Source organism: Aeromonas dhakensis (genome assembly GCF_000820305.1).
GTDB lineage: Bacteria > Pseudomonadota > Gammaproteobacteria > Enterobacterales > Aeromonadaceae > Aeromonas > Aeromonas dhakensis.
The window spans coordinates 149,935-168,698 of sequence record NZ_CDBH01000044.1; the positions used below are offsets into that span (position 1 = coordinate 149,935).

General features: G+C 62.7%; 17 protein-coding genes and 1 riboswitch. Of the genes, 9 read left to right on the top strand and 8 right to left on the bottom strand.

What is annotated here, in order from left to right; genetic code table 11:
- Positions 1-102 precede the first annotated feature (102 nt).
- Positions 103-885 (bottom strand): alpha/beta fold hydrolase, encoded by a 783-nt coding sequence (locus tag BN1143_RS10965; protein ID WP_042050640.1) that lies wholly within the window; start codon positions 883-885, stop codon positions 103-105.
- A 106-nt stretch (positions 886-991) separates the two neighbouring features.
- On the opposite strand from BN1143_RS10965, the gene BN1143_RS10970 reads away from it, so the two are divergent.
- The 3 genes from BN1143_RS10970 to BN1143_RS10980 are packed head-to-tail and all read left to right on the top strand — an operon-like array spanning position 992 to position 2,223.
- A complete protein-coding gene (locus BN1143_RS10970) occupies positions 992-1,348 on the top strand; it encodes an MmcQ/YjbR family DNA-binding protein (RefSeq protein WP_005302071.1) in 357 nt (118 codons plus the stop codon).
- Positions 1,345-1,833: a GNAT family N-acetyltransferase gene (locus tag BN1143_RS10975; RefSeq protein ID WP_025201537.1), complete on the top strand. Its 489-nt coding sequence runs from the start codon at positions 1,345-1,347 to the stop codon at positions 1,831-1,833. Before BN1143_RS10970 ends, BN1143_RS10975 begins: the two co-directional genes overlap by 4 nt.
- Positions 1,834-1,887: 54 nt before the next feature.
- Positions 1,888-2,223 (top strand): DUF3802 family protein, encoded by a 336-nt coding sequence (locus BN1143_RS10980; protein WP_005302076.1) that lies wholly within the window; start codon positions 1,888-1,890, stop codon positions 2,221-2,223.
- Between the two features lie 337 nt (positions 2,224-2,560).
- Here the strand turns inward: BN1143_RS10980 and msrA are convergent, their stop codons facing one another.
- On the bottom strand, positions 2,561-3,193 hold the full coding sequence (msrA, locus tag BN1143_RS10985; RefSeq protein ID WP_017782944.1) for a peptide-methionine (S)-S-oxide reductase MsrA: 633 nt from the start codon (positions 3,191-3,193) through the stop codon (positions 2,561-2,563).
- 259 nt (positions 3,194-3,452) lie between these two features.
- Between msrA and argA the strand changes: the two genes are divergently transcribed.
- Both argA and lysC read left to right on the top strand, forming a co-directional pair.
- The gene (gene argA, locus BN1143_RS10990) at positions 3,453-4,781 is read left to right on the top strand and encodes an amino-acid N-acetyltransferase (RefSeq protein WP_005302082.1); all 1,329 of its coding nucleotides are present in this window, start codon (positions 3,453-3,455) and stop codon (positions 4,779-4,781) included.
- Between the two features lie 107 nt (positions 4,782-4,888).
- A riboswitch (Lysine riboswitch) is annotated at positions 4,889-5,113 on the top strand.
- 89 nt (positions 5,114-5,202) lie between these two features.
- On the top strand, positions 5,203-6,555 hold the full coding sequence (lysC, locus tag BN1143_RS10995) for a lysine-sensitive aspartokinase 3 (protein ID WP_042007683.1): 1,353 nt from the start codon (positions 5,203-5,205) through the stop codon (positions 6,553-6,555).
- A gap of 109 nt (positions 6,556-6,664) precedes the next feature.
- Here lysC and BN1143_RS11000 read toward each other — a convergent pair whose 3' ends face one another.
- Complete coding sequence (locus tag BN1143_RS11000) at positions 6,665-7,753, bottom strand: protein kinase family protein (RefSeq protein WP_017786786.1); 1,089 nt, start codon at positions 7,751-7,753, stop codon at positions 6,665-6,667.
- 254 nt (positions 7,754-8,007) lie between these two features.
- On the opposite strand from BN1143_RS11000, the gene BN1143_RS11005 reads away from it, so the two are divergent.
- Positions 8,008-10,269, top strand: a complete 2,262-nt coding sequence (locus BN1143_RS11005; protein WP_042050641.1) for an LTA synthase family protein — start codon at positions 8,008-8,010, stop codon at positions 10,267-10,269.
- 89 nt (positions 10,270-10,358) lie between these two features.
- Here the strand turns inward: BN1143_RS11005 and BN1143_RS11010 are convergent, their stop codons facing one another.
- The 3 genes from BN1143_RS11010 to BN1143_RS11020 form a co-directional block, all read right to left on the bottom strand.
- Complete coding sequence (locus BN1143_RS11010) at positions 10,359-11,372, bottom strand: S66 family peptidase (RefSeq protein WP_042050642.1); 1,014 nt, start codon at positions 11,370-11,372, stop codon at positions 10,359-10,361.
- Positions 11,373-11,547: 175 nt separating this feature from the next.
- Positions 11,548-12,309, bottom strand: coding sequence for a substrate-binding periplasmic protein (locus BN1143_RS11015; RefSeq protein WP_042050643.1), 762 nt, complete (start codon positions 12,307-12,309; stop codon positions 11,548-11,550).
- 166 nt (positions 12,310-12,475) lie between these two features.
- Positions 12,476-12,793 (bottom strand): heavy metal-binding domain-containing protein, encoded by a 318-nt coding sequence (locus tag BN1143_RS11020; protein WP_005302101.1) that lies wholly within the window; start codon positions 12,791-12,793, stop codon positions 12,476-12,478.
- 435 nt (positions 12,794-13,228) lie between these two features.
- Here BN1143_RS11020 and BN1143_RS11025 point away from each other — a divergent pair, with 435 nt between their 5' ends.
- Genes BN1143_RS11025 through BN1143_RS11035 form a run of 3 tightly spaced genes read left to right on the top strand, consistent with a single transcriptional unit; the run spans position 13,229 to position 16,297 of the window.
- On the top strand, positions 13,229-14,347 hold the full coding sequence (locus BN1143_RS11025) for an HBL/NHE enterotoxin family protein (protein WP_017786782.1): 1,119 nt from the start codon (positions 13,229-13,231) through the stop codon (positions 14,345-14,347).
- 24 nt (positions 14,348-14,371) lie between these two features.
- Positions 14,372-15,451 (top strand): HBL/NHE enterotoxin family protein, encoded by a 1,080-nt coding sequence (locus BN1143_RS11030; RefSeq protein ID WP_042050644.1) that lies wholly within the window; start codon positions 14,372-14,374, stop codon positions 15,449-15,451.
- A gap of 45 nt (positions 15,452-15,496) precedes the next feature.
- Entirely contained in the window at positions 15,497-16,297 is an 801-nt protein-coding gene (locus tag BN1143_RS11035) for a hypothetical protein (RefSeq protein WP_017786781.1), read from the top strand.
- Between the two features lie 91 nt (positions 16,298-16,388).
- On the opposite strand, the gene BN1143_RS11040 is transcribed toward BN1143_RS11035, so the two are convergent.
- On the bottom strand, positions 16,389-17,681 hold the full coding sequence (locus BN1143_RS11040; RefSeq protein WP_010633673.1) for an NAD(P)/FAD-dependent oxidoreductase: 1,293 nt from the start codon (positions 17,679-17,681) through the stop codon (positions 16,389-16,391).
- Between the two features lie 78 nt (positions 17,682-17,759).
- Entirely contained in the window at positions 17,760-18,299 is a 540-nt protein-coding gene (gene ycfP, locus BN1143_RS11045) for an alpha/beta hydrolase YcfP (protein ID WP_005302119.1), read from the bottom strand.
- Positions 18,300-18,764: the final 465 nt, after the last annotated feature.

Below are 18,764 nucleotides of genomic sequence, written 5' to 3' on the forward strand. Positions count from 1 at the left end.
GGGGCTTTTTTGACCCGGGTGGCAGCGTTGCCTACCACTCCCCCCCTTCAGCGCGCTGGCTCAAGCCACCAGGGCCGCCTCAAGCAGGCGGTTGGCGCCGGCTCAGCCGGGCTGGGCGGTGAGGAAGGCCAGCGACTGGCGGTTGAAGTGCTCGGGCCGCTCCACATTGCAGACGTGGCCGCAGCCGTCGATGATCTCTAGCCGGCTGTAGGGGTCGCGCGCCACCTGCTCGCGCACCGGCGCCAGGAACATGTGATCCTCCTCCCCCATCACATAGAGGGTCGGAATGGGCAGGGCCCGCTCCTTGAAGTAGCGCATCAGGGGGTTTACCTCGGTGGCGAGGCGAAACCAGCGCTTGAACTCTTTCTGACAGAGCTTGCGCGCCTCGCGCACGAACAGGTTGCGTGACTCCTGATGGTGCTGGCGCGGCATGATGATGAAGGCGAACAAGCGGTAGAGCCACATGTAGGGCAGGATGTGCTGGCCGAGACGACCGAGCTGCACCAGCACCCGCGAGCGGATGTCGAGGCGCAGGATGGCGCCGCCCAGCACCATGCTCTTGACACGGTCGGGGCAAAGCTCCGCCAGATGGCGAATGAGGATGGTGCCAAGGGAGATGCCGACAAAGTGGGCGCGGCGAATGTTGAGGTGATCGAGCAGTTGCAGGATATCCTCGGTCACCGCCCGAAAGCTGTAGTGGCCCTTGATCACCTGCTGCAGCTTGTGGGACTGGCCATGACCGCGCAAGTCCAGCAGCAGCACGTTGAAGTGCTCGCGATAGGCGCGCAGCTGCTTGAACCAGATGGAGGAGCTGCCGCCCGCCCCGTGCACGAAGACTACCCAATCCCGCTCGGGACCCAGCTCGAAGGTCTTGTGATACAGCATCTTGCGACTCCCTCATCAACGGCATTGGGGTATAGTAGGCGCGCATCTTAGCAGATTTTTTCACCCGACTAATACGTTTGCACCGCAAGCAGCCAGGAGCATGACCATGGAGTTGACCCGTTTGAGATCCTTTCTGCTGACCCTGCCGGGCGCCCAGGAGGATACCCCCTTCGGCCCTGAGATCCTGGTCTATCGCATCGCCGGCAAGATGTTTGCCCTGCTGGACTGGCAGGCCGAACCGCTGCGGCTGAACCTCAAGTGCGAACCAGAGCTGGCCCTGCTGCTGCGCGAACTCCACCCCGAGGTCAAACCGGGCTGGCACATGAACAAGCAACACTGGAACACGGTCACCTTCAGCGACGACCTGGCCGACGATCTCTGGCAGGGCTGGGTGCATCACTCCTATGAGCGGGTGGTGGCCGGTCTGCCCAAGGCCAAGCGCCCGCAGGCACCCCAGCGATGAGCCCCGCCATGGCGGCAGAGCCTAGGCTCGTCCAGCTGAACGAGCAGCACATCCCCGCCCTTTGCACCCTGTTCGAGCAGTCGGTGCGAAGGATAGGCCCGCAGCACTACAGCCCGGAGCAGGTGGAGCAGTGGGCCCTCGGCGCCCGTCATCCCGGCTTTGTCGGCCAGCTGCGCGAGCACCACGGCTGGGTGCTGGAGCAAAACGGCGAGCCGCTCGGTTTCGTGACCCTGAGCCAGGATGGTCACCTCAGCCTGCTCTATGTGAGCGCCGATCACCCGCGCCTGGGCTATGGCGGCCTGCTGCTGGCCGCGGCCCTCGCCGAGGCGCAACGACTCGGACTCAAACAGCTGACGACGGAGGCCAGCGCCTTCAGCTATGGGCTATTTTTACGGTATGGCTTTGAGCTGACCGGATTGGAGAGCGTGGAGCGCGGCGGCGTCGGTTTTATCCGTTATCGCCTGCACTGTCGCTTGCCAAGCTAGGTCCAGCCACTAAAATACGCACAGTTTTCCGTATTGTTGAGGATTGAGGCCGCCATGGTTGTAGAAAGCGAAGGCTATATCGCCCTGATTGAGTATCTGGTGGAGAGTCTGGGACTGTTTGAAACCCAGCAACAGAGCAGTGGTGAACAGACCATCGAAGATCTGGTGAGCAGCCGGGTGGCCGGCAACCTGATGGCCATCTGCGAGCAGAATCCGCAGCTCGATCCCAAGTTGCGCTTCGTGATCATGCAGGAAGCCGATGCGGTGGTGGCCGATCTGGAAGAGGTGCTCTCCGCCGTCTGGCTGCGCGCCCCGACCCCGGAGCAGAAAGCCTTCCTCGAAGAGTTCATCGATCTCATCAAGAACCTGTTTGACGGCGCCATCAGCTGAGCGCCGTGGCGAACGCCGGCGTCGCCACTCCCCCACCATTTTTCGCACCGTAGAAATGAAAAGGGCCGCCTTCATTGGCAGCCCTGCTTGCTAGCATTTCAACTCATCAAGTTTTTCAATGACTTTTATGAATTTCGAGGCAAGAAATGTGTCTGGTCTTGGCCGCCGTCCATGGTGGCTACCAAGTTGGGCAAGCCTGGTTCAAATAAGTTCCTGTCCATAACACATTTTTTTATGATTTTTTTCACGCTTCTGACAAAGCCCGATAAAAAGACCGCAAAAGCGGCCTTTTTCTTTTCACAAACAATGACGGGTCACAGATACCCGTCATCTTGCTCTAACGGTTGAGGCTCGGCGGCAGGCAGACGCCGATGCCACCCAGGCCGCAATACCCTTCCGGATTCTTCTCCAGATATTGCTGATGGTAATCCTCGGCGTAATAGAAGGGGGCGAGTGGCAGAATGCGGGTAGTGATGGCGCGGCCGTCGCCGCTGGCCAGCATCGCCTGCTGATAGGCGGCCAGACTCTGCTGGGCAATCGCCTCCTGGGTGTCATCCCCGAAGAAGATGACGGAGCGGTACTGGGTGCCGATGTCGCCGCCCTGGCGCATGCCCTGGGCCGGATCGTGCTGCTCCCAGAACAGCTTGAGCAGATCGCCGTAGCCGATCACCTTGGGATCGAACACTACCTGCACCGTCTCGGCATGGCCAGTCAATCCGCTGCACACCTCCTTGTAGGTGGGATTCTGGGTCACCCCACCCTGATAGCCGGCAGCGGTGGAGTAGACCCCTGGCTGCTGCCAGAACAGGCGCTCCACACCCCAAAAGCAGCCCATGCCAAACCAGGCCACCGCCATCCCTTCAGGCCAGGGGCCCTGAGTCGGGTGACCATTGACCGCATGCTGCTGGCCAATCACCATCGCCTCGCGGCGTCCCGGCAGCGCGTCTGCCGGCGAAATAATCTGTTCCATGCACCCTGTCCTTGTATAAAAACCTGTGCAACCGCACAGCTGACGAAAAGGAATATCGAAGATAACAGTTTATGGGCCGGGATCAACCTGAGGCGCACCGCCACACCGCTGACGCCCCTGCCCCGCCTGGTATCGCCACCGTTCGACCTGCCTGACCACCGCGATGACAAAATCACGCCAAATCAATATTTAATCTTGATTTGTGCATTTATTTTCATATATTGAGCCCATTGCTGTTTTTTTATGGAAGAAGCCTCAAGTGCGTGAACGCGAACCCAGCCTGGTCTATGCCTTTCGGCAGTCAACCCCCTACGTCAATGTGCACAGAGGTGCCACCTTCGTACTGATGATGGGGGGGGAAGCCCTCTGCCACCCCAATTTTGCCAACATCGTCAGCGACATCGCCCTGCTGCAGACCTTGGGCATTCGCCTGGTGCTGGTTTTCGGCTCCCGCCCGCAGAACGACGAGGCGCTGGCCCGCGCCGGCATCGAGGCCCAGTACCACAAGCGGATCCGAGTCACCGATGACGCGAGCTTCGCCATCATCAAGCAGGTGTGCGGTGGCTTGCAGTACGACATCACGGCCCAGCTCTCCATGGGGCTCGCCAACACACCGATGCAGGGTGCCCGCATCAGCGTGGTGAGCGGCAACTTCGTCACCGCCCAGCCGCTCGGGGTGGATGACGGTATCGATTTTTGCCACAGCGGCCGGGTGCGCCGCATCGACGTGGAGGGGATCACCCGCCAGCTCGATCAGAAGAGCCTGGTGCTCATCTCCCCCATCGGCTGCTCGGTCACCGGCGAGAGCTTCAACCTGAGCTCGGAAGAGGTGGCCCGCCGGGTGGCGGTGGATTTGAAAGCGGACAAACTCATCTGTTTCAGCAGCACCCAGGGGGTGATGGACCGCCACGGCGAGGCCATCTCCGAGCTCTTCCCCGAGCAGGCCGAGGAACTGCTGGTGGAGCTGGAGCAGGCGGGGGAAGAGATGTCCGGCACCGCCCGCTATCTGCGCGCGGCCATCGCCTCCTGCCGCGGCGGCGTGCCTCGCTCCCACCTGGTGAGCTATCAGGATGACGGCGCCATGCTGCAGGAGCTGTTCAGCCGTGACGGCCTCGGCACCCAGATAGTGCGGGAAAGCGCCGAGCAGGCACGCGCCGCCACCATCGAGGACATCGGCGGCATCCTGGATCTCATCCGCCCGCTGGAGGAGGAAGGGATCTTGGTGCGCCGCTCCCGTGAGCAGCTGGAGATGGAAATAGACAAGTTCACCATCATAGAGCGCGACGGCCTCATCATCGGCTGCGCGGCGCTCTACTGCTTCATGGAAGAGGCGATGGCGGAGATGGCCTGCGTCGCCATCCACCCCGACTACCGCAACTCCAACCGGGGGGATCAGCTGGTGGCCAAGGTGGCCGAACGGGCCAAACGGCTCGGCATCCGTCGCCTGTTCGTGCTCACCACCCGCTCCATCCACTGGTTCCGGGAACGGGGCTTCGATCCGCTGGAGGTGGAAGATCTGCCGGTGGCGCGCCAGCGCCTCTACAACTGGCAGCGTCGCTCCAAGGTTTTGTCCAAGACCATTGTGTAACTCATTGATTCTGTGTTGAGTTGGCTGACTTTTTGAACTTTTTCACAAACTCGATTGACAGTGCAATCCAACGCAAGGTATTTCTAAATGCACTCCACCGCCCTGGTGGAGCCAGAAGAGGAGCGCTGCCCAGGCAGCCCGAGGGAGGACACCAGTGTCCGGTGAACTTGGGTCAGGGGGAGCAGCGCCGAGACATCTGAGGCAACTGGATACCTCAGTGTCGGCTGCGGGGGCTGAATCCCCCGGGTTGTCATCGGTAGTGGTCATCCCCCACCGCGCCCCGTCAGGGGCGGGTACGGGATGGGCTCTGCGGGTGGAGTGCTTCTGGCCGGGATAGCTTCGATCATTCCTGCCATTTTCAGCCTCCTCCTCTCTTTTTGCCCGATGGAACCGGATTTTCATATTAAGACAGGAGTAAGCAATGAGCCCGATCAATGTCGCCAAGTTTGGCGGAACCAGCGTCGCCAACGCGGCAGCCATGAACAACTGTGCCGACGTGGTGCTGGCCAACCCGGCCACCCGGGTGGTGGTGCTGAGCGCCAGCGCCGGCGTCACCAACCTGCTGGTGGCACTGGCCCAGGGCGATCTGGACGAGGCGGGCCAGGAGGCGCAGCTGACCAGACTGAGCGAGATCCAGCAGGCCATTCTGGCCGACCTTGGCCACCCGGGCGACGTGAGTGCCCAGATCCACGACCAGCTCGACGAGATCCGCACCATGGCGCGCCAGGCCCATCTGCGTACCGATGCCGAGCTGGCCGACAGGCTCATCGCCTGCGGCGAGCTGATGTCTACCCGCCTCTTCACCGAGCTGCTGCGCCAGCGCGGCGTCAAAGCCCGCTGGCAGGATGTGCGCCAGTTGCTGCGCACCGACAGCCGCTTTGGCAAGGCCAGCGTGGATCTGGCCGCCACCCGTGACCTCTGCCAGCAGACGCTGGGCCCCCAGCTTGGCGACAGCCTCATCATCACCCAGGGCTTTATCGGTGCCGACGGCGATGGCCGCACCACCACCCTGGGCCGCGGCGGCTCCGACTACAGCGCGGCCCTCCTGGCCGAGGCGCTCGATGCCGGCTCCATCGAGATCTGGACCGACGTGCCCGGCATCTACACCACGGATCCGCGCCTGGTTACCCGCGCCCGCCCCATCCCCGAAATCAGCTTCGTGGAGGCGGCCGAGATGGCCACCTTCGGCGCCAAGGTGCTGCACCCGGCCACCTTGCAGCCGGCGGTGCGCCGCGACATTCCGGTGTTTGTCGGCTCTGCCAAGGATCCGGCCGCCGGCGGCACCTGGATCCGCGCCAGCACCCGCACCAATCCGCTGTTTCGCGCCGTGGCCTTGCGCCGCAACCAGGTGCTGGTGACCCTGCACAGCCTCAACATGTTCCACGCCTACGGTTTCCTGGCCGAGGTGTTTGGCATCCTGGCCCGCCATCGCATCTCGGTGGATCTCATCACCACCTCCGAGGTGAGCGTGTCGCTGACCCTGGATCACACCGGCAGCCAGAGCAACGGCGAACCCATCCTCAATGACAAGGTGCTGGCGGAGCTCGGCCAGCTGTGCAAGGTGCAGGTGGAGACAGGGCTGGCGCTGGTGGCGCTTATCGGCAACCGGATGAGCGAGGCGGTCGGGGTGGGCAGTCAGGTCTTTGACGCCATTCGCGAGCACAACATCCGCATGATCTGTTACGGCGCCAGCGCCCACAACCTCTGCTTTTTGGTCAAGGAGGACGAGGCGGGCCACATCGTCAACCGCCTCCATCAGGAGCTGCTCGACTAAGGGGCAGACAGCTCGCCAGGATCAACAGAGGGGCCGCCGGGCCCCTCTTTCTATATAGGGTGATTTTGGGATGAATAGGGTGATTTTGGGATGAGAGAGTTGAGCGCCCCTAGCCCGCCGTAGTCAGCGCCGGCAGCAGGTTGGCCCGGATCTCCTCGCGCAGCCCTTCCAGCCGGCGCAGCAGCGCCCCCTGATCCAGCCCCGCCTCGTCGGGGCCCAGGTTGTCCGCCAGTTCGGCGTAATGTTCGGTCACAGCCTGCTCCAGCCAGTCGAGCCGGCGCAGGGTGAGCGGGCCACAGCTCTTGCCGCTGAGATCGTCGGCAATGTCGAGCCGGTGGCTGCGATACATGTCGCGCCACCAGTTGGCGGCGAGCGCCTCTTCGCTGGCGAGCGCCGATCTCCACTCGCCCAAGAGCCCCTGCAAGCGGGCCAGCACCGGCGCACTCGCCCCCTCCCGAGTCAGGTGCTGCAGCTCCCGCTGCGCCCAATTGACGCACAGGCCGCGCCAGTAGCGAAACTGCGGCAGCGGATCCGGCTCGTCTAGCCAGAGGCCAGAGAGGGTGCGGGTCTCCAGCCGCTCCGGTACGTGAAAACCGGGATCGGTGAGGCCGTTGGAGTTGAATTCATGGCGAGGATCGAAGGGCCACATGTAGCCAAAGTCGAACACGCTGATCTGCTGACCGTCATCCAGCAGGTTGCCGGGGCTCGGATCCCAGTCGAACCAGCCCCAGTGGGCCAGCTCCGCCTGCACCGCCAGCATCTGCGCCAGGTTGCGCTCGTTGAGATCATGCACCGGCACGCCCCGCAGCCAGGGGGAGACCAGCACCCCGGCCCGGGCCGAGCCAAAGCTGGTGCAGACCACGTTGGCCAGGATGGTGGGGTGCAACTCCCGCAGGGCCTCTATCTCCCGGCGGCGCTCCAGCTCGGTCAGAAAAGCGGTTCTGCCGTCCACGTTGGCCACCAGGGAGTCGTGCCGGCGCCGCTTCAGGCACCAGTGATGTCCCTCCACCTTGAGGTGGAACACCTCGGCGGTGAGGCCGTGACGGTAGACCTTGAGCACGGCCGGATGATCCTCCTTGAGACGCACCAGCTGGGCCACCGAAAGGGGACAGTCCTGCTCGCGCCCGATCCGGATCTCCTCCTTGCTCTCCAGCATGCGGAGCAACCTTGCCTGACGTGCCGCTACTTTGGGATTCATACATGTACCTCCATCCATATTGAGAGACTAAGCAGCAAGGCTGGAGCAGACCAGCGGCAAAGCGTCATGATGACGCTTTCATCACAGAATGAGTGTGCCCCCCGGACCGGGATCACAGTTTGCATGGATCCACTGTCACGCAACCTTCATTGTTTGGTCATTAAATTGACAACAAGGAACAAGCCCATCACCATCGGGTCAAATTAAATGCAGCAGCCATGCATCACCGTCACTCGCTCAAAGGATGAGCCCATATGAAAGCCCCCACTTCAGCGCGCTTGCCAGCCAGGGTCTCCGGTCTCCCCGCCCTACTGCTGGGCATGCTGGCCGCGCTGCTGTTGCTCACCCTGTTGCTGCCGCAGATCAATCCCGCCAGCTGGCTCGGCCGGGCCCAGCCGCTGGTGCTGGGGCCAGCGGACAACCCCATCGCCACCCTCACCCGCCATGCCCTGCTCTACAAGAGCGACAGCCGCGGTCTCTATCTGGTGGTTCGCAGCCAGTGGCAGCTGCGGGGGCCGCTGCAGGAGGGGGACAAGGTCAGGGTGGAGCTGCTCAACGACAGGGGTGAGCGCATCGATCAGCTGAGCCAGCCGGTGGACAAACGCCAGCAGTGCCGCAAGGGGCGCTGCACCCTGGATCTCAACAGCACCCTGCGCGCCCCCGACGACGCCCTGGCCAGCCGCTATCAGCTGCGGATCGGCCTGCTGCTCAAAGAGAGGCCCGAGAGCGGCGAGTTCAGCCAGATCCTGCAGACCCTGCCAGAGCGAGGTTTCAACCTCACCTATCTCTGTACCAGTCTGCTGCTGGTGCTGGCCCTGAGCGCCGCCGTGCTGAAGGTGGTGCTGCCCACCCTCAGGCGCAATCTGCGCTGGCGCATCGCCGGCAGCCTGCTGCTCGGCAACCTCACCTTCGTGCTGCTGCATGGCTTCGTGGTGTTCAAGCTGGGGGAATTTCTGCTCTGGTCAGGCTTTCGCCCCGAGCACTACTACCTCGCCTGGGGCAGCATGGTGCTGGGCTGGAGCCTCTGCGCGCTGGCGGGGTTCAACCTCTATATGGGGCTGGTGTTTACCGCCCTCTCCGGCATCGGTCTGTTGGCGAATTTCATGAAGATCGCCATCTACGGGGTACCGCTCGGGGGGGACGATCTCGGCAACCTGGTGGCGCTGCTGCGCATCCTGCTGGAGCAGCACCCTGTGCTGCCGCTGCTGGGCGGTGCACTCGCCCTTTTCTTGTGCTGGCGCTTCGCCCTGTCGCGCTGGGTGCTGCGTACCGCCGCCGCCACCGCCGCCTTCTTTGCGCTGTGCGTGTTTGCCACCCAGACCGGCAACAAGCTGCTGGGGCCCAACATTCGCTACGTGGACAGGGCGGTCAACTACCACAGGGATATCATCCGCTCGGGGCCCGGCCTCTATCTGTTCAACCTGGTGGACGAGATGCTGCAAAGCGGCAGCGTGTTTCGTTATCCCTTGCAGATCAACGAGTTCACCCCCCAGCTCAGCCACGTCAGCCTGAACCAGCCGCCCCGCTTCGATCTGGTGATCGTGCTGCAATATGAATCCCTCTGGCTCGGCTGGCAGGGCAAGATCTGCGCGCCCCCGCCCACCCTGAGCCTGCCGGCCAGCGTGCAGCAGTGGCACAAGACCATCCACTCCCCCACCACCGGCGGCATGACGGTGCTGGCGGAGTTCGAGATGAACACCGGCCTGCCGGTGGGCCTGCTCAAGCAGGGGGTGGTGCCCTACTACTACCTCTCGGAGCAGGTGCCGGGTCTGGCGCAGAGTGCCAAACAAAGTGGCTACCGGACCCTGTTTGCCCACCCCTATGTGGAAAAGTTCTGGGGCCGCGCCAAGGCGATCCCGGCCCTTGGCTATGAGGAGCACTGGTTCGACAACCGTTTCACCACGCTCGAGCACAAGGGGCTCTACATCTCGGATGATGCGTTGATCGACCACCTGCTCAAGCGCAGCGAACAGGATGAGCAGCCGCTGTTCGCCTACGCGGTCACCATGCAGGGGCACGGCCCCTTCGACGGGGATCGCTACCAGGCCCAGCAGCTCGACAAGGCCTGCCCGGATCAGAGCGAGGCCGACCGCCAGCTGCTCAACACCTACTACACCGGCGTGGTGGATGCCATGGCGTCGCTGGAGCACCTGCTGACCAGCCTGGATCGCTCAGGCAAACGCTACCTGGTGGTGGCTTTTGGCGATCACCAACCATTCCTGATGTCGGCCGGCAAGGGCATCCACGGTGCCAAGCCACCCCGCGATGCCAGCTACCAGATCCCCATGATGGCCTTTGCCCGCGCCGATGACGCCCTCAATCTGGCGACCCAGTTCGACCCGGTGCGCCAGCTCTATCAGATGGGCCAGGCCACCCGTCAGCTGCTGGCGGGTGACATGACCCCTCTCCCGGATCAGGCCCTGCTTCATCCCGTGCTGGGAGAGGAGAAGGGATTCGACGTCTCACCCCTGGTGCCGCAGATCCGCGCCAGCTTCCGGCCCGACGCCCTGCCTTGAGCCCCGTAGCGACGGGATAGATGACAAAGAGGTCGCCCGGGCGACCTCTTTGTCTATGTGCCGATGCGACTATGGAAGCCGGAGAGGGATCACTCGCCGAGCCAGGGCTCGCACAGGGTGAGACTCTGGGCATCGAGATCCAGTTCGGCCTCGATGCCAAGGGGCAGGGTCAGCATGGGGTGGGTGTGGGCGCAGTCATACTCCGCCAGAATGGGGAAGGTCGGCTCCCCCACCACCTCCAGCAGGATGTCGAGCGGCCGCCGGCCGCTGCCCTGACTGTCGAACAGCTCGTGTTTGCCGAGCACCAGGGCACCGATGCGATCAAACACCCCGCACAGCTTGAGGTGGGCAAACGAGCGCTCCACCGTCTCAGCCGACTTGAGGCTGTCTTCCAGCAGCAGAATGTCCCCTCGCTCGATGGCCGGCATATAGGGGGAGCCCCAGATCCCCGCCAGGGTGTTGAGGTTGCCGCCAATGAGCCGGCCCCGCACCCGACCTGTGCCCACCGAGATCAGCCGGTTTGGCCGGCACTGCTTGGCCCGGCTCTGCTGCTCCCAGTCAAGCCGCTCCTCGGTCCATTGCGCCGGGGTCGGCACTGTGTGAGGCACGGCGGCGCCACTGGCCTGGCAGATCTGGCGAAAACCCGCCAGGGTCTCGTCCACCAGCGGCGAGAGCTCGCCAAAAGAGGCCACCAGCGCCGGTCCGTAGAAGGTGACCAGGCCGGTGCGGGCATGAATGCCGAGCAGCAGGGCCGTCACATCGGAGTAGCCAATGATGATTTTGGGGTCGCGCATGAGCGCATCAAAATCGAGATAGGGCAGCAGGGAGTTGGAGTTGCTGCCGCCAATCACCGACATGATGCAGCGCACCTCTGGATCGCGAATGAGGGCATTGAGCTCGGCAGCCCGGGCGGCGATGGAGCCGGAGCGCCAGTGATCGCGCTGGCCGGTGAGGCTGCCCGCCTTGAGTCTGAAGCCCTGCCCTTCCAGAAACGCCCCGGCACGGGCAAAGCGGTTTGGCGCCCAGGCGGTGGCCGCACTGGAGGGGGAGAAAAAGCCGATGGTATCGCCAGGCTTGAGCCCCGGCGGCTTGAGTATCGTCATCGCAAAGGGTCCTGTTCCAGATCTGGCCATCCAGGGCATGGCAGCCACAAGAAAGGACTCATAATAGCCATTAGATGGCCATCAAGGCACCAAGAAAAGATGGCTGTTCAGGTAATAACCGACGCCACCCGGCTGGTGATCACGAAGTCGAGACCCGCATGGGAGATAGCGCGGCTCACTTGCCCGCCGGCTGAACCCAGAAGCGACGCCCCCATGCCTGGCTTATCTCGTCAAAGGAGCCATCGCGGTGCATCTGCTCCAGCGCCGCCCGCAGGCCTTCGATAATGACGGCATCCGTGTTGCGGCTGAAGGCAAAATAGAACGACTTGGTCTCCTGAAACTCAAACATGGGGACAAACTCCGAGTAGTGATGGCCCAAGGTCTCTATGTGGTAGGCGGCCCCCATCTGCATGGCTGGCGCGACGTCGGCCCTGCCGCGCAGCAGCATGCGAAACTTGTCGTCTTCGTCGTGCACCAGCACCAGATTGAGCCCTTTCTCCGCCAGCTCGATGGCCAGCGCCGAGTCGCGTACCACCGCGATCCGCCAGGGGGCCAGGTCAGCCAGCTGATGGCCCACCACATCGTCGCGTTTTGCCAGGCGATACACCCAGGTGACGCGAGGCCCGATAGGGCCAACCCAATGAAAGAGCGCCTCGCGCTCGGGCAGCCTTATCATGCTGAAGATGACGGTATTGGGGTCATACTGCGCCATCTGATAGGCCCGCGCCCAGGGCAGGAGCTGGATGCCCTTGCGGTCGAGCCCGATGCCGCTGACCTCCAGCATTCGCTTGAGCAGATCCACCGACAGCCCCGTCACCTGGCCGTCCTTGTCCCGATAGTTGTATGGGGGGAGCTCCTCCGTCACCGCCTGAATGGTGGCCCCCATGGCGCTCCCCAGCCAGCACCACAACAATACCCAGCGCAGAATATGGAGCATGATTGCACCCTCGAGCTGACTCTCTTGCCATGAGTATGATGGACGCGAACAACACAATACAGGCAGGTGGACAGGTGCATGTCAGGGCACAGGCATCCCCCATCCGCTGGGAAGAGCGCAATAAAAAACCGGCAACAGGTTGCCGGTTTTTTATTGCATCAAGGCGTCAGACCAACACGGCGGTCCCGCTGATGCTGACCATCAGCATGCTGCCGCTTTGCCCCACCACCTCGTAGTCGATGTCGATGCCGACCACCGCATTGGCGCCCAGCGCCGCGGCGCGCTCCCTGAGCTCGTCGAAGGCGATTTCCCGGGCCCGGGCCAGCTCTTTCTCATAGGCGCCGGCGCGGCCGCCGATGATGTCGCGGATCCCGGCAAACAGATCCTTGAACACGTTGGCGCCGAGAATGGCTTCGCCCACCACGATGCCGCGGTACTCGCGAATGGTCTTGCCTTCCAGGGTGGGGGTAGTTGAGAGGATCATCTGGGTTTCCTTGTGGATTGAACTGGGGGACAGCCTAAAGCAGCGAAGGGGACGCAGGCAAGCAGGGAGACCCGGTTTGCCCCTGGCGGAGCATGGCGGCGCGGGCCTGCCAGCACGGATCCCGTGCGCGTCGACGACGTGGCACCTGTCCACATTCAACGACGAAAGGCGACATCGAGCCGCCACATGGCCTGCTCCGACAGCCCCTTTCATTAGCCGATCCGGCTCAAACATCAAGTGACAAAAGTGTCAGTTGTGACCCATTTTGCCTTTCCCTAGGGTGAGTCTGTCCCGGCCATGGACCGGAGACAGACCCACTTCTCACGAGGAGAGCAGCATGAAGCAGCAGGATACCCGACTACCTCACCCCACCCTCGCACCGGGGGTATGTTACCCCGCCAGCCCGCTCGCCGACACCGCCATGGAGACCATGTCATGACCACGATCTCCACCCTGGATCTGGGGGATCAGGGTCTGCTGGCAGACTACCTGTCGGCGACCTCGCCCGCCCTGCTCAACCAGACCTATGCGAACTTGTTGTTGATGCAGCAGTCATTGGCCAACAGCGAGATCGACTCCACCCTCGCGGTCAAAATCGAGGCCTACCAGGCCCAGATGATGAGTCAGGCACGCTACTACCAGCAGACCAACCTGTCCGGCCTCATCCACCTGCTGAGCAACGGCTCCAACTTCTACGCCCTGGTCGCCGCGTTCAACCGCCTGCTTGGCCAGGAAGAAGACGCCGCCGTGCTCGCGGGGCGCGCCCGGCTGGCCGAGCAGCTGACGTCCCTCGCCGATCAGGCCCTGAGCTATCGGCTCAATGCCCAGACACTCAATACCCGCGTGCAGGTGGCCTGGGGATCCCTGCGCCCCCTGATGGAGCAGTTCAATGGCGTCATCACCCAGCTCGAGCAGGATCTGATGGCCGATGCCAAGCGCCAAACCGAGATCATTGACGCCCTCAACCAGGCGATCGCCGCCAATATCCAGGCCATCGTCGATGAGGGTGGCAAGGCCGGTGAGGGGGTCAACCAGCTGGGGCGGGCCATCGTCACCTCGCTGACGCTGGAACAGAAACCGGCCGACAAGGAGGCCAAACCCGCCACTTCGCAGGAGATAGCCAAACAGACAGACCAGCAGACCCAGTACATGGTCTCCGGTCTCAAGGCGATCTCATCGGGCATTGCCGGCTCCAGCCTGGCGGCCCGCGAGCTCAAGACCAACACCGACAAACTGGCCGAGGCCTACCAGGCGCTGGCCGCCACCAACACCCTGCTGACCGTGGCCAAGTCGGTGCAGGCGCAAAACCAGCTGTTTGTCGACACCTACAGCCGGGTTGCCGATGCCGTCACCCAGCTGCCGGCTGGCTGGCAAAAGGTGGCCGATGCCTACCAAGGGGCTGTGCCCGTGGTAGCCGACCTCAACAGCCCCGACGACGTACGCCAGCTGCGGCGCACCGTGGCGCTCAACACCCAGTCCTGGCTGCTGCTCGCAGGCCAGGTTGACGACATCAAGGCAGCCTACGCCGGCAACGGCATCCTGCCCGACGCTTAATCCCACCACGCAAGGACACGCCAAATGACCAACGCAACAACCATCACCATGGACCAGGGTATGGCCAACCAGGCTTCCCAGGCCCTGCAGATCCAGACCTACTGCAACAGCGTCAAGCAGCAGGTGCCGGTGGACTTCAGCCAGTTCCCGAACCTCAAGGACAACCAGACCCAGATCAACCAGGGGCTCGATCTGGCGAAGGGGCACGCCGACCTCTATCTCAATACCGTCCAGCCGCAGATCATCACCAACATCAGCAACATCTCCAACTACTTTGCCCTGCAAAACGCCATTCCGGCCGTACTGCCGCCCGGTTCCACCAAGACGCAGTGGCTCAGGCAACTGAGCGTCATCAAGGAGCAGGCCACCGAGTATCAACGGCTCTCCGCCGACACCCGGCTGGTGATCGTCAATCTCAACAACAACCTCATCACCGACTCCAGCAACTTCCAGGGCATAGTGGTGAACCTCAACAGCAAGGTGCAGGGGGATAACGGGGTGCTCGCCCAGCTCAACGGTGACATCGACAAGGTGAATGCGGCCATCGACGGCGCCATCGCCGGCATCGTCGCCGGGGGGCTGCTGGTGATTGGCGGCGCCTTCGTCACCGCCATCGGCGCCGTGGCGGACTTCGTCACCGCAGGCACCTCGACCCCGGTGGTCATCGGCGGGGTCGCCATGATGGTGGCCGGGGCCGGCGGCATCACGGCTGGTGCCATCGTGCTGCACAACTCCCTCGGTACCCGCCAGGATCTGTACCAGAAACGCAGCAACCTCAACAGCGAGGTGCTGATCGCCACCCAGATCGGCAACGGCTACAAGGGGTTGCAGGTGCAGGCGCAAAACGCCGTCACCGCGGCCACCCAGATGAGCAACGCCTGGGACGCCCTCACCTCCGATCTGGGCAGCCTGATCACCGATCTGGACAAGGGGATCACCAGCGGCGACGACATCCGCCAGCTCTGGCTGACCGCCGCCGACACCACGGTCAAGACGGTGCTCACCGACGTGACCACCATCAAGGCCCAGATGGCCGGCGTGAGCCCGCTGCAAGTGCCGCAAACCGACACCATCGCCAACTTCGTGGCGCGCCTGGCTGCCTAACCCACGGGAGGGCGGCCTGGCCGCCCTCTTTTATAAGGAGACCCCATGAGCAACGGCATTCTTTCCCAATCCATTGCCAACATGCAGCAGGCCGAAGCGACCATTCAGTCCTTCACCGGTCTGCCGCAAAACGCCGTCAACATCCAGCAGAACGTCGGTGAGGTGGTCGCGGCCCTGCTGCCCCAGGTGCAAACCATGCAGCAGCAGGTGCTGGCGTTTGCTGGCCGCCTGGAGACGCAACTGACCCAGCAGCTGGCCAATACCGGCCCCTTCAACCCCGACGCCCTCAAGGCGTTTGTCGATCAGGCCCAGCAGGAGATAACCCCCATCCAGACCCTGACCGCCCAGACCCTGACTGCCAGCCAGGCGGCCAACGATCGCATCACGCAGGACAACATAGCGTTGCAGCGGATCGGCGTGGAGCTGCAGGCAACCATCGCCGGGCTGCAGTCCAACCTGGCCGGCGCTCGTCAGGAGCTGGACTCCCTCAACAAGAAGAAGCTCTACCTGCTGGGGCTGGGACTGCTGGGGCTGCCTGGCCTCATCGCTCTGGCCGTCACCCTGACGCAGACCCAGAACAAGGTGAGCAGCCTGGAAGGACAGGTGAACCAGATCGAGGGGCAGATCCAGCGCCAGCAGGGCTTCCTCGGCCAGACGACGGCGTTTTCCCAGCAATTTGGCTCCCTCATCGATCGGGTGAGCAAGGTGGGCAACACCATCACCCTGCTCGGCGGCGACATTGCCAACGTCGCCCGCGATGCCGGGCAAGGGGATCCGGAACTGGCGCGGCTCTTCTTCACCGCCGCCCTCACCGAGGTGCGCACCCTGCAGGTGGACGCCTCCTGATACGACCGCAACAAAAAAGGAGAGGCCAAGGCCTCTCCTTTTTCATGGTGCGCGGGACCATTGTCGCCCCGCCACGTTTGCCCCAGGCTGCTTAGTGCAGCTTCAGGGTCGGGCGCAGCACCCGGTTGATGCGGCCCACCAGCATGATGAGGCCGGTCTTGATGTAGCCGTGCAAGGCGATCTGGTGCATCCGGTAGAGCGAGATGTAGACCAGACGGGCGATGTAACCCTCTACCATCATGGAACCGCGCATCAGGTTGCCCATCAGGCTGCCCACGGTGGAGAAGCGACTCAGGGACACCAGCGAACCGTGATCGTGGTAGAGGTAGGGCTTGAGCTCGCCACCGTTCATCTTGGCCAGGATGTTCTTGAACGCCTGGGTCGCCATCTGGTGGGCGGACTGGGCGCGCGGCGGCACGAACTTGCCATCCGGCTGCGGGCAGGCGGCGCAGTCACCGATGACGAAGATGTTCTCGTCGCGGGTGGTCTGCAGAGTCTCTTTCACCACCAGCTGGTTGATGCGGTTGGTCTCAAGACCGGCAATATCCTTCATGAAGTCCGGCGCCTTGATACCGGCCGCCCACACCATCAGATCCGCTTCAATCAGCTCGCCATCCTTGGTGTGCAGCCCATCTGCGGTCGCTTCGGTGATCATGGTGGCGGTGCGCACGTCCACGCCGAGCTTGACCAGCTCCTGATGGGCGGCGCCACTGATGCGCTCCGGCAGAGCCGGCAGGATGCGGGGGCCCGCTTCCACCAGGGTCACCTTGAGGCTGTCGGTGGTCAGGTTCTTGAAGCCGTAGGCGTAGAGCTGCTCCACCGCGTTGTAGAGCTCGGCAGAGAGCTCGACGCCGGTGGCGCCGCCGCCGACGATGGCAATCTTCACCTTGTCGCCCGGCTGGTATTCGGTGGCGAACTGCAGGAAGCGGTTCATCATGCTGTTGTGGAAGCGGTGCGCCTGGGAGGGGCTGTCCAGGAAGATGCAGTGATCCTTGATGCCCTTGGTGTTGAAGTCGTTGGAGACGGAACCGATGGCCATCACCAGGTAGTCGTAAGGCAGCTCACGCTCGTTGACCACGATGTCGCCGTTCTCGTCGACGATCTTCGCCAGCACGATGCGTTTCTCGTCGCGCTTGATGTCGGTGAGGGTCCCGAGCTGGAAGTCGAAACCGTGGTTCTTGGCGTGGGACTGGTAGCTCAGGGCGTCGATGCCCGCGTCCATGGAGCCGGTGGCCACTTCGTGCAACAGGGGTTTCCACAGGTGGGTGCGGTTGCGATCAACCAGGGTGATCTTGGCCTTGTTCTTCTTGCCCAGCTTGCGGCCCAGGCTGGTAGCCAGCTCCAGACCGCCGGCACCACCGCCGACGACAACAATATTGGTCATGGTTAATTACCTCGGTTCCATTAAAGCGAAGGGAGCCATCGGCTCCCTTGATAGTTGAATCCATGACGTGACGATCAATCAGGCCTCTTTGAAAGCCTTCATCTGCTGCAGGTGATGAGAGATGTTTTTGAACTTGTGCGTCTCTCGTTCATCCCACACGATGTTGTAATAATTCTTCAATTCACGCTCAGTTTCGCCATTATCGCGCACTTCATCCTGAACGGAAAGGATGCAGAGGCAATTTCCTGAATTTTTACTACGAAACTCAGACACACATTTGGTGCCGATATCTTCGTACTCTTCCGGCCGGTCGATCTTGCCTTGCATGTTGATCTCGGGGTGCAGGTTGGGGTTGAAGATCACCTGCTTGATGCCGCACAGAAAGCCGATGCGCTCGCTCCAGTAGCCACCCAGTCCCACCCCGCAGATGAGGGGCTTGGGATCGGTACTCATGTCGAGCTGCTTCTTCACTTCCTTGAGCAGGTGGCTCATGTCATGACGGGGGTGAACCGTGCTGTAGTGCACGAAACGTACATCATCATCGATAAACTGCAACTGCAGCACTTTCTCGTGATTGCCTGGGCTGGTGGCATCGAAGCCATGCAGATAGATGATCATGGATAAGACCTCAGGATCTGTGTCGGTTTTATCGAAACTACCCCAGCGGCAGGGCCCTGCGCCACCAAAACATCCAACTTTCTTGCTTTGGATCACGCCCTCTGTTGCTGATGAAACCAGAGCGACGGGGCCGGCACAGCGCCGACTATCAATCTGAGAGCCAGACCGACCGAAATGATAACCGGGCTACCAATCTGACAGCCCTCCCCTGCCGGCAGGAAAACGATTGGCAGCCATCAGCGTGTGCAAGCGTGATCCCGCCTGCAAAAATACCCACAGACAGGGCCAACAGACCCACATTCATGCCAACCGAGCACGGATCCTGCACTCCTCCTGCGATGCAGCGCGAAGGCGACCTTCGTCTGCGTGGCCGGATCCAGGGCGACCCGGACCACATCCATGAACGGGACAGCCAGCCTGCCCCATCTTGCCCGGCCCTTGCCGCCGGGTCGCAAGGAGTGATCT

Bases quoted from the DNA above. Each gene is read 5' to 3' on its own strand.
- BN1143_RS10965 (WP_042050640.1), bottom strand. From the start codon at position 885: ATGCTGTATCACAAGACCTTCGAGCTGGGTCCCGAGCGGGATTGGGTA.
- BN1143_RS10970 (WP_005302071.1), top strand. From the start codon at position 992: ATGGAGTTGACCCGTTTGAGATCCTTTCTGCTGACCCTGCCGGGCGCC.
- BN1143_RS10975 (WP_025201537.1), top strand. From the start codon at position 1,345: ATGAGCCCCGCCATGGCGGCAGAGCCTAGGCTCGTCCAGCTGAACGAG.
- BN1143_RS10980 (WP_005302076.1), top strand. From the start codon at position 1,888: ATGGTTGTAGAAAGCGAAGGCTATATCGCCCTGATTGAGTATCTGGTG.
- msrA (WP_017782944.1), bottom strand. From the start codon at position 3,193: ATGGAACAGATTATTTCGCCGGCAGACGCGCTGCCGGGACGCCGCGAG.
- lysC (WP_042007683.1), top strand. From the start codon at position 5,203: ATGAGCCCGATCAATGTCGCCAAGTTTGGCGGAACCAGCGTCGCCAAC.
- BN1143_RS11000 (WP_017786786.1), bottom strand. From the start codon at position 7,753: ATGAATCCCAAAGTAGCGGCACGTCAGGCAAGGTTGCTCCGCATGCTG.
- BN1143_RS11005 (WP_042050641.1), top strand. From the start codon at position 8,008: ATGAAAGCCCCCACTTCAGCGCGCTTGCCAGCCAGGGTCTCCGGTCTC.
- BN1143_RS11010 (WP_042050642.1), bottom strand. From the start codon at position 11,372: ATGACGATACTCAAGCCGCCGGGGCTCAAGCCTGGCGATACCATCGGC.
- BN1143_RS11015 (WP_042050643.1), bottom strand. From the start codon at position 12,309: ATGCTCCATATTCTGCGCTGGGTATTGTTGTGGTGCTGGCTGGGGAGC.
- BN1143_RS11020 (WP_005302101.1), bottom strand. From the start codon at position 12,793: ATGATCCTCTCAACTACCCCCACCCTGGAAGGCAAGACCATTCGCGAG.
- BN1143_RS11025 (WP_017786782.1), top strand. From the start codon at position 13,229: ATGACCACGATCTCCACCCTGGATCTGGGGGATCAGGGTCTGCTGGCA.
- BN1143_RS11030 (WP_042050644.1), top strand. From the start codon at position 14,372: ATGACCAACGCAACAACCATCACCATGGACCAGGGTATGGCCAACCAG.
- BN1143_RS11035 (WP_017786781.1), top strand. From the start codon at position 15,497: ATGAGCAACGGCATTCTTTCCCAATCCATTGCCAACATGCAGCAGGCC.
- BN1143_RS11040 (WP_010633673.1), bottom strand. From the start codon at position 17,681: ATGACCAATATTGTTGTCGTCGGCGGTGGTGCCGGCGGTCTGGAGCTG.
- ycfP (WP_005302119.1), bottom strand. From the start codon at position 18,299: ATGATCATCTATCTGCATGGCTTCGATGCCACCAGCCCAGGCAATCAC.